Here is a 12,528-nt window from a genome sequence, read left to right on the forward strand (position 1 = left end):
TTTACATAAAACTAAGCGGGTCTCGGTTAATGACTAGTTTAAGTCCTGACCTTTCTTCAGCTTGGCTTTTTAATAATAAATCTTTCAGATATGCTTCAAGCTGTGCTTCTTTTTTATATTTAATCACTAACTGATAATAATAGCGTTTATTGACTTTAACCACAGTTTGTGGCGTGGGACCCAAGATAATCGCTTTTGGTGATAAAACTTTTTCCAACTCAGCTCTTAGAGAATACATTTTCTTTTTAGCCTGTGCCTCATTATCATAGCTTGCAGTCAGCTGAATTGTAAAGTAATAAGGCGGATAGCCCAACTGATGTCTCAGCTGCATTTCATAAGCATAAAAGCGCTCATAATCATGCCGACAAGCCAGTTGAATTGCATAATTATCGGGATTATAACTTTGAATGACCACTTCACCAGCTTTATTTGCCCGTCCTGCCCGTCCACTAACCTGCGTTAACAACTGAAATGTTTTTTCACTCGACCGAAAATCAGGCAAAGAGAGCGATGTATCGGCATTTAAAACCCCAACTAAAGTCACATCGGGAAAATCAAGGCCCTTAGCAATCATCTGTGTTCCCAACAAAATGTCAGCTTCTTTTTGGCCAAAAGCTTTTAAAATCCGCTCATGCGCCCCTTTTTTACGGGTAGTATCAACATCCATCCGCAAAACCCTAGCCTCAGGCAATAATTCAGCCAGCTGCGCCTGTACTTTTTGGGTTCCTGTGCCATAATACTTGATTTTTTTGCTATGGCATTGCGCACATACATAGGGAATGGCTTCTTCATGCCCGCAATAGTGGCATTTCATCCTGTGCGTATCCATATGCAGGGTCAAAGAAATGTCACAGTTGGGACATTTAAGTACATATCCGCATTCCCGACACATCATAAAAGATGAATAACCGCGCCTATTTAACATTAACACAACCTGTTCTTTTCGGGCCAAATGCCGTTTAATCTTATCTAACAATTCTAACGAAAAATCAGGCGTAGGTGACCTTTTAGCAGCTTCTCGCATATCAACCAATAAAACATCAGGCAACGTTTGTCCATTGATTCTCTTAGTTAAAAATAAACCTTGATAAACGCCTTTTTGAGCCCGAGCTCTTGATTCCAAAGACGGTGTCGCCGAGCCCAAGACCACTGGACAATGGTGGTATCGGCTGCGCCAAAGAGCAACATCGCGGGTGTGGTAACGCGGCATATCATCTTGCTTATAGCTAGCTTCATGTTCTTCATCCATAATGATGACGCCCAGCTTTTTTAAAGGCGCAAAAATCGCTGATCTTGCTCCCACAACCACGCTGGCTTGGCCCTGTTCAATCCGGCGCCATTCATCATACCGCTCGCCCGCAGATAAGCCACTATGAAGCAGAGCTACTTGATTGCCAAATCTGCTCTTAACCCTTTGAACAATCTGTGGCGTTAAAGCAATTTCCGGCACCAGCATTAAGGCTTGACGCCCCATTGCTAAAGCATGGGCGATGATTTGCAGATAAACTTCTGTTTTACCGCTGCCAGTGACTCCCTCTAGTAAAAAAGGCTGGCTTGAACCCTGCTTAAGAGCTTGCGTCACCTGACTCACACATTGAGCCTGCTCAGCGGTTAATTTTTTCGGCAAACTAGGCTTAATATGACTTTGAGCCAACGGATCTCGATAGGCTTCCTGTTCACTAAAATCAAGCCAGCCAGCCGTATATGCCTGTTTTAAATCAGCCGCTGTAAAACCATTTTGTTTTTCAAAGGCCGTTTTTAAAACCGGATGCGTCACCTTTAGCAAACTTTCCAGTAAGGCTTGTTTTTTGCTGGCATTTTTGCGAAGTTTGGCTGCATACATATCCTTATTTTCCGGCGTAATCTTTGATTTTATATACGTAACTTTTTTAGCCTTAGCTCGATTTTTGACTTGATAAATAAGCGTTGCCTGTCCCTTTTTTTGAAGCTGGGCGATTTCTTTTTGCAACTGGCGGTTTTGCGTTAAAACTTCAAAATCTAACAGCTGATTTTGGTCAAACAATTGCTTGAGGTGTGGTGCAACGTTTAAATCAAGCAATTTAACCTTTTTTTCATAGCCAGCCCGCATTAAATTCGGCAACATGGTTTGCAAACAAGCAATCTTAAAAGAAAAGGTATATTCTGCCATCCAATCAGCTAACTTTAACCCTTCCTCATTTAAAACCGGCGTTAAATCCATCAAAGATTCCAGTTCTTTTAGCTGAAATTCTGTGGACGGCATTTGCTCTGTCAAAGCCACAATAAATCCCTGCACTTTTCTAGTTCCGCGTCCAAATGGGACCACACAACGCATTCCCGGATGAACTAAAGAAACTAACTCTTCCGGAACTGCATAAGTATATGGACGATTAGTCTGCATGGTGGGCACATCAACGATAACTTGTGCATACAACATCTTACTCACCTTTCAATAATAAGGCTAATTGGTCGACAATTTCCTGGGCAATCTTTTGTTTACTATCTTTTTTTAAAGGCAGCATTTTTCCATCTTTAAAATAAAGATAAACTTCATTTTCATCGGAACCAAATCCAATATCTTTTTTTGAAACATCATTAGCCGCTAATAAATCTAAATTTTTCCTCTGTAATTTTTTTTTGGCGTTCTCAAACAGATTTTGTGTCTCAGCTGCAAAGCCAACGAGCTTTTGATGTGTCTTTAATTGTCCTAATTCCTGCAAAATATCCGGATTTCTGACTAAGGTTAATTGCCACGGGCCGGAAACTTTCTTTATTTTTTGATCTGCTTTAATTTCAGGACGGTAATCAGCCACTGCCGCTGCCATAATAACCGCATCCGCCGTTTCAAAGCGCGCTTTAACTGCTGCAAACATCTCGCGGGCGCTAGTAACTGAAACCATCTCTACTCCCGGTAAATCGTGCAAATTGGTTGGTCCATGAACCAGGGTCACACTAGCTCCGCAAGCACTAGCATATGCTGCTAAAGCATACCCCATCTTGCCCGTGGAATGGTTGCCTAAAAATCTGACTGGATCGATTTCTTCCACGGTTCCCCCAGCCGTCACAATAATTTTCTTATCTTTTAAGCTTGGCTTGGGCGAACTTTTGGCAGTTATCCACGCATAGATTGCTTTTGGTTCCGGCATCCGTCCTTTAGCTTGATAGCCTTCAGCTAAAAAGCCAACTTCTGGTTCTAAAACCTGCACCCCATCTTGTTTTAACAAATCAAGGTTACGTTTAGTTGCTGGATTATCCCACATTTTATCATTCATTGCCGGCACAACATATTTTGGTTTGGCCGTCGCCAGTAAACTTGTTGATACAGCATCATCGGCAATACCTAAAGCCATTTTAGCAATAATATCAGCTGTTGCCGGCACAACTAAGGCGATATCCGTCCAATCAGCCAATTCAATATGTGCTACCGAATTTTGATTATTGCGGTCAAATAAATCCGTTAAAACCGGGTTTTGGCTTAATGTTTCAAAGGTTAACTTTGAAACAAACTTCAGCGCATTTTCCGTCATAACACACCTAACTTCATAACCGTGCTTCACAAATTCACGAACACAGCTGGCTGCCTTATACAAGGCGATTCCACCGGTTAAGTAGATTGCAATATGCTTTTTTGCCAAAAATAAAACCCCCTCTTTTGTCATGCATTAATTTTATCACAACACACTAAATATCGTCAGCAAACAAAAAAGGAGGTGAGATTTTGATCTCGCCTCCAGTTTAAGTCTTAGCCTTCTTGACCTTCAGATTTAATCTTAAGTTTGCCTGCCACAACTTCTTCTAAAGCACGACCAACATTTTTAACAGATTCATATTCTGTCAACATTGGTGTTGCCCCGGCATCAAGTTCATGAGCTCTCTTTGAAGCCAACATAATTAACGAATAACGTGAATCAACACGTTCCAGTAAAGCATCAACTGATGGGTATAAAATCATCTTTATTCCTCCAATCCTAACTGTTTGCGATAATCTGGCAAGAAACGCTTAACCCGCCAACGTTCAGCACGGATAATTGTCTTAATCTTTTCAGCAGCCTTCACAACTTCATCATTAACCACGGCATAATCATAATTTTGCATCATTTCGATTTCATCAACCGCTTTATTCATCCGCTTGTCAATTGTTTCCATATCATCAGTACCACGGTTGATAATCCGTTGGCGTAATTCCATTAAATCAGGCGGTGTTAAAAAGATAAATAAACCATCAGGAACTTTTTTGCGAACCTGCATGGCACCATTTACTTCAATTTCCAAAAAGACATCCTTGCCAGCATCTAACATCTCATTAACGTATTTTAATGGTGTTCCGTAGTAGTTGTCAACATATTTGGCGTATTCAAGCATGCCACCATTTTCAATTTCTTTTTCAAATTCTTCCTTGCTAACAAAGTAGTAATCTTTGCCATTAACTTCGCCTGGACGCATCTTGCGTGTTGTCATTGAAATTGAATAGTGAAATTTATTATTGTTGTCATGTGAAAAGATTTCTTTTCGAACAGTCCCTTTGCCGACGCCTGATGGGCCTGACAAAACAATGAGCATACCTCTTTTAGCCATTACTGTTAATTCCTCCAAAAATAGTCTTACATATTATATTGCGCCTTTTGGAAACTTTTTTCAAGCTATTAATGGTTATTTAACTTTTTTTGGGAAATTTTCATGAAAGTTATGCATATTTTTTTCAAAAAGCTTAGGTTTTAAGAGAACGTATTTTCGTTTTTTACTTGCTATTTCAAACGTGTGTTTGTATAATATGTTATAGCATCGTTTGAACACACGTTCTATATTGGAGGAGTTACTTATGCATTTAAAAAAAGAAATCATGAATTTTTGGACAAGCTTGCAAAATATTTTTATACCGGCAAACACTCGTGTTTGCCCCATTATGCCTCAAAAACAATTGACTTATTTTCTAAAGCAGGCTATCAGCCAACAATATCCTGTTACCCTTACTTTAAAATGGGCCAAAGAAAGTAAAGAAGTCTCCGGTTATTTGCGCCCCAGTCAAAAATACGGTGTCGTTTTATTACATCAGTCCGATAACCCTAACTTGGTATTTCCTATCCAAATCAGCCGCATTCTTTACCTTAAAATAGCACCTGCTTTCCAACATAAGCATCTTGTTCAAAGTCAGATTTGCTAAAAAAGCGCGTGACGTTTGTCACACGCTTTTTTGTTTTCTTTTTAATAAAGTTCAAGATATTGTTGACGTTCCCATTCAGAAACTTCTTGACGATAAGCATCCCATTCAAGACGCTTAGCTTCAGAAAAGTTATTGTACAAGTGAGGACCCATGGCATCCTTGATAACTTCATCAGAAGCCAAAGCCTTCAAAGCGTTGTGCAAAGTAGATGGCAAATCAACGATGCCGTTAGCCTTGCGTTCTTCATCATCCATTGCATAAATATTGCGGTCAACTGACTTAGGAGCTTCAATCTTATTCTTCAAACCATCAAGACCAGCAGCCAAAATAGCAGCAACAGCCAAGTATGGGTTAGCCGATGGATCAACGCTTCTAAGTTCCAAACGTGTAGACATGCCGCGAGCAATTGGCACACGAACCAATGGAGAACGGTTACGGCCTGACCAAGCTACGTAAACAGGTGCTTCATAACCTGGTACCAAACGCTTATAAGAATTAACCGTTGGGTTGGCAATAGCTGTAAAGTTACGAGCATGTTTGAGCAAGCCGCCTAAGAAGTATTTAGCTTCTTGTGATAATTGATCTTCAGTCTTTTCATCAAAGAAGGCATTGCCATCTTTATTGAAAAGCGACATATTCATGTGCATGCCAGAACCATTGATTCGATCAAGTGGTTTTGGCATAAAGGTTGCATGCAAACCATACTTACGAGCAACAGTCTTAACAACTAACTTGAAAGTTTGAATATTATCACAAGCTTGTAAGGCATCAGCATACTTAAAGTCAACTTCATGCTGGCCTGGAGCAACTTCGTGGTGTGAAGCTTCAACATCAAAACCAAGCTTTTCAAGTTCAAGGACAATATCACGCCGGCAATTTTCACCCAAATCAACTGGAGCTAAATCAAAGTAGCTGCCTTGGTCATTTAGATGAGTAGTTGGCTTGCCTGTTTCAGGATCAAGCTTGAACAAGAAGAATTCTGGTTCAGGTCCAATATTAAAATCGGTATAACCCATCTTCTTCATTTCATCAAGTACACGGATTAAATTGTTCCGCGGATCACCCAAGAATGGTGTCCGATCTGAATTATAAACTTCACAGATTACACGGGCAATCTTACCATTTTGGCCATCGTCCCATGGGAAGACCATCCAAGTAGAAAGGTCAGGGTAAAGCCACATATCACTTTCTTCAATACGAACAAAGCCATCAATTGATGAGCCATCAAACATTAACTTGTTATCAAGCAATTTATCCAATTGACTTACAGGAACTTCTACGTTTTTGATAGTGCCGTACAAATCGGTAAACATCAAACGCAGGAACTGAACATTTTCTTCTTTAACAATGCGACGAATGTCATCTTTTGTGTAGCTAGGTTTTGCCATGCTGATTTGCTCCTTGTAATTGAACTAGAGATTACGGTTATTTCGAAAAGAGAATTGGTTGTCCTTTTTTAAGCCGCCAACTTGTAAAAATTCATCACGTAAAATACGTCTAACATCTTCATCCGTTAACGGTTTTTCTAATTGAGCCTTACGTTTTTGCGCTTCTTTAGCTTTTTCATCATAGATATGCTTAATGCCAGCCATATTAATGCCTTCAGCTAAGTAATCTTTGATTTCAAGCAGTTGATCAATATTATTCAGGGAATACATCCGGCGATTTCCCTCATTTCTCTTAGGAATCACCAAGCCTTGTTCTTCATAATATCGAATTTGACGTGCAGAAAGGTTTGTCAATTTCATCACTGTACCAATAGGCAATACAGCCAGAGAACGACGCAGTTCTTTTTCCTTCATACCGACCCTCCTTAAATTTACAATTACATAATAACAACTTGCTGAGGCCTTGTCAACTATTTATGTCACTTTTTATAACATGACTTATTTTTTATAAAAAGTTTCATAGGCAGCTTCAGTAATTGCTACTTTAACATGCTCATAAGACATTCCGCCTTGAATATACAATGAGTAAGGTTCACGCAAAGGGCCATCTGATGAAAGTTCAATCGTTGAGCCTTCAATAAAGCTGCCCGAAGCCATGATAATTTCATCTTCATAGCCTTCCATATAACTTGGAACAGGATCAACAAAAGCATTTAAAGGCGAGTTATGCTGAATAGCAGCACAGAATTTAATCATTGGTTCACGTGCGCCAAATTCAATTGTTTGTACTAAGTCAGTCCGTTTAGCATCCCATTTTGGCGAAACCTTCATACCTAATTTTTCTAATAACGCAGCTGCATAAATTGAGCCCTTAATAGCTTGGCCCGTAGTATGAGCAGCCATAAAAAATCCTTGATAAAAATCACGCATATAAGCATAGGTTGGACCTTCTTCTTTACCACAGCTTGGAGCATATAAATGAGCTGCACAACGCGCAATCAAGTCTTTACGACCAACAATGAAGGCACCGCCTTTAGCAATCCCAGCGCCAGCATTTTTAAACATCGAACCTACCATTAAATCGGCCCCGTAAAAAGTAGGTTCTTCTGTTTCAGAAAATTCGCCATAGCAATTATCAACAAAAATAACCGCATCTTTAGCATATTGCCGAATAAAATCAATCATTTCTTTGATTTCAGCAACTGTAAAGCTATCACGTGTTTCATACCCGCGCGACCTTTGTAAGGCAATCATTTTAATATTAGGATGGGCAGTTAAATAAGCCTTGGCTTTTTCATAGTCAACTTTGCCATTAGCCAGTAAAGGCGTGTAGTCAAAACCGATATTATATTCTTTAAAAGTTCCGACATTATCGCCGGCAACGCCGATGACTTCTTGAATCGTATCGTATGGCATCCCCGTCATATAATAAAGGGTATCTCCGGGGCGCAAAACACCAAACATTGCAATCTTAATGGAATGTGTACCAGAAACAATTTGCGGCCGAACTAAAGCATCTTCGGTCTTAAAATAGTCAGCATAAATCTTTTCTAACTTTTCGCGACCCACGTCATCATAGCCATAACCGGTTGACCCAACCAAATCTTCTTCAGCAACATGATATTTACGATATAATTCCAATACCCTTCTTTGATTATATAGTTCTTGTTCGGTAATCTCATCTAATTTAGGTTGAATCATTTCATCAACCTCATTAATCATAGCAACCAATTCTTGCGGATACTTGTCTTTCCAAGAAACCATCTTTTTTCCTCCTATTATCTTGTAAGCCATTGGCTGACCAAGGCTTCAATTTGGGTAATTTGTTCAGGATGCAGGATTAAATCAAACCAATTAACATCCATTTTATTACGAAACCACGTTAATTGACGTTTAGCGTAATGACGCGAATTTTTTTTGACAGTTGCAATAGCTTCATCTAAGGTGATTTCACCAGCAAAATAAGGATAAAATTCCTTATAACCAATGCCTTTTCCGGCAGGCAGCGACATCCCGCCTGCTGCATACAACATCTTGGCTTCATTAAGCAAACCCTGTTCAACCATGACATCGACCCGGTGATTAATCCGATCATATAGCAGTTGTCTGTTTGTCGTCAAACCAATAACTAAAGCATCAAATTTTTCATCATGATCAGCCTGATTTGAAAAAAGCTGGCCGGTTTTTTCATACACTTCTAAAGCACGAACAACTCGCAACTCATTAGCTAATGGTATTTTTTTGGCTGCAACCGGATCAATTTCATTGAGTTTGTCCCATAAAGCCTTTTGACCGTGTTCTTTAGCATAATCATGCCATTTATGCCGCACCTTTTCTGAAGCTTGCTGATCACGACCAAGTTGAAAACCATCCAACAAGGCTTGCACATAAAAGCCGGTCCCACCACATAAAATCGGCAAAAAGCCGTGCGTATTGATTTTATCAGCTGCCTGCGTAGCTTGCGTAATAAATGAAGCACAAGAAAATCTTTGTTTAACATCTAAAATATCTAAAAGATAGTGTTTAACCCCCTGCATTTCTGAGGGCGTTATTTTAGCAGTTCCAATATCTAGTTTTTGATAAACTTGCATGGAATCGCCTGAAATAACCTGTCCTTGATATTTTTGCGCTAGTTGAATGGACAGGGCTGTCTTGCCTACAGCGGTCGGTCCTACAATTACCAGTAGCTTTTGTTTCATTTAAATCCCCCATCTTGAGCATTTCACAATCATTATTTTACAACATTTAGCAGTTAATTTCTCTTACTTTAATAAAAAGGAAGTATTTAACTGGAAATTTTTGGTCTCTTCATTCATAATGATAGTAAGAACAAAGGAGGTCCTTTAGATGAAAACATTTGGTAAAGGTTTTGTTTTAGGCGCTGTAGCTGCTTTCAGTACAGTAGCTGGATGCGTTTATGCCTTCAGAAAAACCGTCGTTGAGCCTATTGAAGAACGCGAAGCTATTTTAGATGAACACCGTCGCCGTGCTATGCACAAGCGTCGTTCAGCACATTTAGGCTAAAAATTTCCTACCAAAAAGCGCAAGCCTTTAAAGGCTTGCGCTTTTTATTATTTATTTGCTGACTTTCTTTTTGCCATCCCAAGCGCTATATCCGCCCTTTAAAACATAAACTTCAGTAAAGCCTTGTTTCTTCAGCTGGTTAGCCGCTCTTAAAGCCGTTTGCATACTATCATCATACAAATAGACCGGCATATCCTTGCGTAAAGAATCTTGATACATTTTAAGCTGCATTAATGGCATATTACGTGCCCCTAAAATATGTTCCTTGGTAAATTTAGCTTCGTCGCGCAAATCAACAATTTGACCGCGGTGCAAACCTTTAGCAAAGTCATCATTTTCAACAATGCGCTTGTCAGTTTTGGTTTTAGCCCACCAATATACTTGGGTCCCAACCATTAATAAAATAATGGCAATCAAAACAATATCAACATAAAATAAAACGGAATGTGCCACACCTAAAACAAAATACAAAATAATCCCTCTCTTTTACCAAAAATTACTTAAATTGCAAAGCAAGTGATGCTGCACCAATTACCCCAGCATCATTACCCAACTGAGCTAATTTAAGCTTAGTTGTATTGCGGATTGTAGCAAAAGCATACTTCTTAAAGTAGCTTTCAACTTGGTTTAGCAAGAAGGCGCCGGCCGCTGAAACACCACCGCCGATAACGATGTATTCAGGGTGCAAAATAGCACTGATATTAGCACAGGCCAAACCTAAATAATGGCAAACACGATCAACAACTTTAACCGCCAAAACATCACCGTCTTTAGCCAAATCAAAAACTAATTTTGAGGAAACATCTTCACCATTATCAACTGCTTCCTTCAAAGCCGATTTGCCGGCAAATTCTTCAGCCATATCCCGTGCTACCCGGACAACACCAGTAGCTGAAGCATAAGTTTCTAAGCAGCCATGGTTGCCACAAGTACATAAGTAGCCTCCTGGTTCAACATTGATATGGCCTACTTCACCGGCAGCTCCCATACCATGGAGCAGCTTGCCATCAGCAATAATGCCACCGCCAACGCCAGTTCCTAAGGTAATAAAAGCTACGTCTTGGGCGTTTTCACCAGCACCTTTCCACCGTTCACCCAAAGCAGCTACGTTAGCATCGTTATCTAAAGCAAACTTAATGCCTGTGCCTTGTTCAATTTGTTCCTTAACATTTTGCGTTGTCTTCCAGTTAAGATTAAAAGCACCTACAACAGTCCCTTTAGCAATGTCAACTGTTCCTGGTGTCCCCATACCAATACCGACAAAGTCTTCAGGCTTCATGTTGTAAAGGTCAAGGTGGTGGTTAATTGAAGCAATAATGTCAGGTACGATATGTGAACCTTCATCTAAAATATTTGTGGTTACGCTCCATTTTTGCTGAACTTCACCTTTAAGTGTTAAAATAGCAAATTTAATGGTTGTCCCGCCAAGGTCAACGCCGATAAGTTTTTTATCCATGTTTATTATTCCCTCCGTCAAATTGGTGTTTTTCTTCATACTTTTCTTCAAGGCGGTGCTCTTTTTCCAACACTAACTTAGCATTTACAAAAGTTTTTTGATCAATAACCTGTGCCTTGTACAAGTTATCAATTTCAAGCGCCATGAGCTCGATATCCCACAGTCTTTTGCCAACATAGACAAAAACCCCAAAACGCTTTAACAGCTGTTGAACATCATACAAAGTCTTCATGAAAAAACCTCCATCAACAATTATACTTTAAAACATTAATTAATGAAACCGATTTTAAAGATTATTGTATAAATAATAATAAATGCTGCTGCGCTGATAATCCGCTTGTGTCTTGCAACATTTCCTAATTTTGGCACTCCTAAAACATAAGCACTTAAAAAGCCGGCCAACAAACCGCCAATGTGCCCCCAAATGTCAATACTGGAATCAAATAAATCAAGTCCCAAGTTAATGACCACCAAAATTAAAAATTGCCGCGCCATCATTTTAATATAAGGATTTTGCCGAAATGATTCGCCAAACATCAAGTAGACGCCAAATAAGCCGAATAAGGCTGTACTAGCACCAACTGACAGGCCTTTATTTAAGGCAAAGCTGAAAATTCCTCCGCCAAGCCCGCTCAATAAATAGGCAGCTAAAAAACGGCCTGAGCCAAGTAAGGGCTCAATATAGGTGCCCAGCAAAAAAAGCGTCATCATATTAAACACTAAATGTTCCAACCCGGCGTGTAAAAACATCGCTGTTACTAAACGCCAAATCTGTCCTGATATTACTAACGGCGCATAATTAGCACCAAATGTAATGAGTACGGCGCTATTTTGGCTGCCGCCAAAGAGCATCAGCATTATATAGACCACAATATTTAAAAAAAGCAAAATATAGGTCACTGGCAGCGTTTTAAACCGATAATCCATCGCGTCATCCTCTCTTAGATATGGATAACTTTTTGAACATTGATATCAAAAGGGTCTTTTGTCCAAGAAGCTTCTTGATAAAAGCGGGATTGATCTGCTAAAGCAAGCGTTTTAGCTGGGCTCGAAACCAAATAGCGGTCATAATAACCTCCGCCATATCCAACTCTAACCCCCTGGCTATTAAAGGCCAATCCTGGCACAATTATCAAATCTATTGTATCATTTGCAACCATGGTGTTAACATCTAAAGGTTCAATTAAACCGTATTTTGTTTTAATAAGCTTACTGTCAGTATCCAAAGGGCAAAAAGCCATCTGACGCTTCGGTAGTGTTTTGGGAATCACAACAGTTTTGTGTGCTTTTTTGGCCTGCACAATTAGTGGTAACGTATCAATTTCACCGGCTGAACTTAAAGTTAAGGCGACAACACGAGCTTGTTTCCACCATTCATTTAAAAACAATTGCTGATATAAATTTAAAGTATCTAATAAAAATTGCGGTGTTTTAGCATAAGCGGATGTTTTTTCCAGCTGCTGCTGGCGAAAAGTTTTTTTGTCCATAATTGCCTCTTGCAAACGGTTGTATAAAAGCGA

The 12,528-nt window shown here is 39.6% G+C and carries 15 protein-coding genes; 2 read left to right on the forward strand and 13 right to left on the reverse strand.

What is annotated here, in order from left to right:
- Position 1 precedes the first annotated feature (1 nt).
- The 4 genes from priA to gmk all read right to left on the reverse strand — a co-directional run bounded on the left by priA (position 2) and on the right by gmk (position 4,554).
- Positions 2-2,416, reverse strand: coding sequence for a primosomal protein N' (gene priA / locus BMX26_RS05190; RefSeq protein ID WP_075530402.1), 2,415 nt, complete (start codon positions 2,414-2,416; stop codon positions 2-4).
- A 1-nt stretch (position 2,417) separates the two neighbouring features.
- On the reverse strand, positions 2,418-3,614 hold the full coding sequence (gene coaBC, locus BMX26_RS05195; protein ID WP_143454864.1) for a bifunctional phosphopantothenoylcysteine decarboxylase/phosphopantothenate--cysteine ligase CoaBC: 1,197 nt from the start codon (positions 3,612-3,614) through the stop codon (positions 2,418-2,420).
- A 107-nt stretch (positions 3,615-3,721) separates the two neighbouring features.
- Positions 3,722-3,931 (reverse strand): DNA-directed RNA polymerase subunit omega, encoded by a 210-nt coding sequence (rpoZ, locus tag BMX26_RS05200; RefSeq protein ID WP_075530404.1) that lies wholly within the window; start codon positions 3,929-3,931, stop codon positions 3,722-3,724.
- A 2-nt stretch (positions 3,932-3,933) separates the two neighbouring features.
- Entirely contained in the window at positions 3,934-4,554 is a 621-nt protein-coding gene (gmk, locus tag BMX26_RS05205; protein ID WP_075530405.1) for a guanylate kinase, read from the reverse strand.
- Positions 4,555-4,798: 244 nt separating this feature from the next.
- Between gmk and BMX26_RS05210 the strand changes: the two genes are divergently transcribed.
- Positions 4,799-5,140 carry a hypothetical protein gene (locus tag BMX26_RS05210; RefSeq protein ID WP_075530406.1) on the forward strand — a complete coding sequence of 114 codons (342 nt, stop codon included), beginning with the start codon at positions 4,799-4,801 and terminating at the stop codon, positions 5,138-5,140.
- A 41-nt stretch (positions 5,141-5,181) separates the two neighbouring features.
- Here BMX26_RS05210 and glnA read toward each other — a convergent pair whose 3' ends face one another.
- The 4 genes from glnA to miaA form a co-directional block, all read right to left on the reverse strand.
- A complete protein-coding gene (gene glnA / locus BMX26_RS05215) occupies positions 5,182-6,528 on the reverse strand; it encodes a type I glutamate--ammonia ligase (RefSeq protein WP_075530407.1) in 1,347 nt (448 codons plus the stop codon).
- A 24-nt stretch (positions 6,529-6,552) separates the two neighbouring features.
- Positions 6,553-6,942, reverse strand: coding sequence for a MerR family transcriptional regulator (locus BMX26_RS05220; protein ID WP_075530408.1), 390 nt, complete (start codon positions 6,940-6,942; stop codon positions 6,553-6,555).
- An 84-nt stretch (positions 6,943-7,026) separates the two neighbouring features.
- Positions 7,027-8,292 (reverse strand): aminotransferase class I/II-fold pyridoxal phosphate-dependent enzyme, encoded by a 1,266-nt coding sequence (locus tag BMX26_RS05225; RefSeq protein ID WP_075530409.1) that lies wholly within the window; start codon positions 8,290-8,292, stop codon positions 7,027-7,029.
- A gap of 14 nt (positions 8,293-8,306) precedes the next feature.
- The gene (gene miaA / locus BMX26_RS05230) at positions 8,307-9,227 is read right to left on the reverse strand and encodes a tRNA (adenosine(37)-N6)-dimethylallyltransferase MiaA (protein WP_075530410.1); all 921 of its coding nucleotides are present in this window, start codon (positions 9,225-9,227) and stop codon (positions 8,307-8,309) included.
- Positions 9,228-9,375: 148 nt separating this feature from the next.
- On the opposite strand from miaA, the gene BMX26_RS05235 reads away from it, so the two are divergent.
- On the forward strand, positions 9,376-9,552 hold the full coding sequence (locus BMX26_RS05235) for a DUF3042 family protein (protein ID WP_075530411.1): 177 nt from the start codon (positions 9,376-9,378) through the stop codon (positions 9,550-9,552).
- 51 nt (positions 9,553-9,603) lie between these two features.
- Here BMX26_RS05235 and BMX26_RS05240 read toward each other — a convergent pair whose 3' ends face one another.
- Genes BMX26_RS05240 through BMX26_RS05260 form a run of 5 tightly spaced genes read right to left on the reverse strand, consistent with a single transcriptional unit; the run spans position 9,604 to position 12,495 of the window.
- Positions 9,604-10,023, reverse strand: a complete 420-nt coding sequence (locus BMX26_RS05240) for a rhodanese-like domain-containing protein (RefSeq protein ID WP_075530412.1) — start codon at positions 10,021-10,023, stop codon at positions 9,604-9,606.
- A gap of 25 nt (positions 10,024-10,048) precedes the next feature.
- Positions 10,049-11,008 (reverse strand): ROK family glucokinase, encoded by a 960-nt coding sequence (locus BMX26_RS05245; protein WP_075530413.1) that lies wholly within the window; start codon positions 11,006-11,008, stop codon positions 10,049-10,051.
- A complete protein-coding gene (locus tag BMX26_RS05250; protein WP_075530414.1) occupies positions 11,001-11,240 on the reverse strand; it encodes a YqgQ family protein in 240 nt (79 codons plus the stop codon). The genes BMX26_RS05245 and BMX26_RS05250 overlap by 8 nt, the downstream gene beginning before the upstream one ends.
- Before the next feature lie 35 nt (positions 11,241-11,275).
- Entirely contained in the window at positions 11,276-11,935 is a 660-nt protein-coding gene (locus BMX26_RS05255) for a rhomboid family intramembrane serine protease (RefSeq protein ID WP_075530415.1), read from the reverse strand.
- A 14-nt stretch (positions 11,936-11,949) separates the two neighbouring features.
- Entirely contained in the window at positions 11,950-12,495 is a 546-nt protein-coding gene (locus BMX26_RS05260) for a 5-formyltetrahydrofolate cyclo-ligase (protein WP_075530416.1), read from the reverse strand.
- Positions 12,496-12,528: the final 33 nt, after the last annotated feature.

Source organism: Ligilactobacillus sp. WC1T17 (genome assembly GCA_900110005.1).
GTDB lineage: Bacteria > Bacillota > Bacilli > Lactobacillales > Lactobacillaceae > Ligilactobacillus > Ligilactobacillus ruminis_A.

Coding starts and splice junctions, on each gene's coding strand:
- priA (WP_075530402.1), bottom strand. CDS start 2,416: ATGTTGTATGCACAAGTTATCGTTGATGTGCCCACCATGCAGACTAAT.
- rpoZ (WP_075530404.1), bottom strand. CDS start 3,931: ATGATTTTATACCCATCAGTTGATGCTTTACTGGAACGTGTTGATTCA.
- gmk (WP_075530405.1), bottom strand. CDS start 4,554: ATGGCTAAAAGAGGTATGCTCATTGTTTTGTCAGGCCCATCAGGCGTC.
- BMX26_RS05210 (WP_075530406.1), top strand. CDS start 4,799: ATGCATTTAAAAAAAGAAATCATGAATTTTTGGACAAGCTTGCAAAAT.
- glnA (WP_075530407.1), bottom strand. CDS start 6,528: ATGGCAAAACCTAGCTACACAAAAGATGACATTCGTCGCATTGTTAAA.
- BMX26_RS05220 (WP_075530408.1), bottom strand. CDS start 6,942: ATGAAGGAAAAAGAACTGCGTCGTTCTCTGGCTGTATTGCCTATTGGT.
- BMX26_RS05225 (WP_075530409.1), bottom strand. CDS start 8,292: ATGGTTTCTTGGAAAGACAAGTATCCGCAAGAATTGGTTGCTATGATT.
- miaA (WP_075530410.1), bottom strand. CDS start 9,227: ATGAAACAAAAGCTACTGGTAATTGTAGGACCGACCGCTGTAGGCAAG.
- BMX26_RS05235 (WP_075530411.1), top strand. CDS start 9,376: ATGAAAACATTTGGTAAAGGTTTTGTTTTAGGCGCTGTAGCTGCTTTC.
- BMX26_RS05245 (WP_075530413.1), bottom strand. CDS start 11,008: ATGGATAAAAAACTTATCGGCGTTGACCTTGGCGGGACAACCATTAAA.
- BMX26_RS05250 (WP_075530414.1), bottom strand. CDS start 11,240: ATGAAGACTTTGTATGATGTTCAACAGCTGTTAAAGCGTTTTGGGGTT.
- BMX26_RS05255 (WP_075530415.1), bottom strand. CDS start 11,935: ATGGATTATCGGTTTAAAACGCTGCCAGTGACCTATATTTTGCTTTTT.
- BMX26_RS05260 (WP_075530416.1), bottom strand. CDS start 12,495: ATGGACAAAAAAACTTTTCGCCAGCAGCAGCTGGAAAAAACATCCGCT.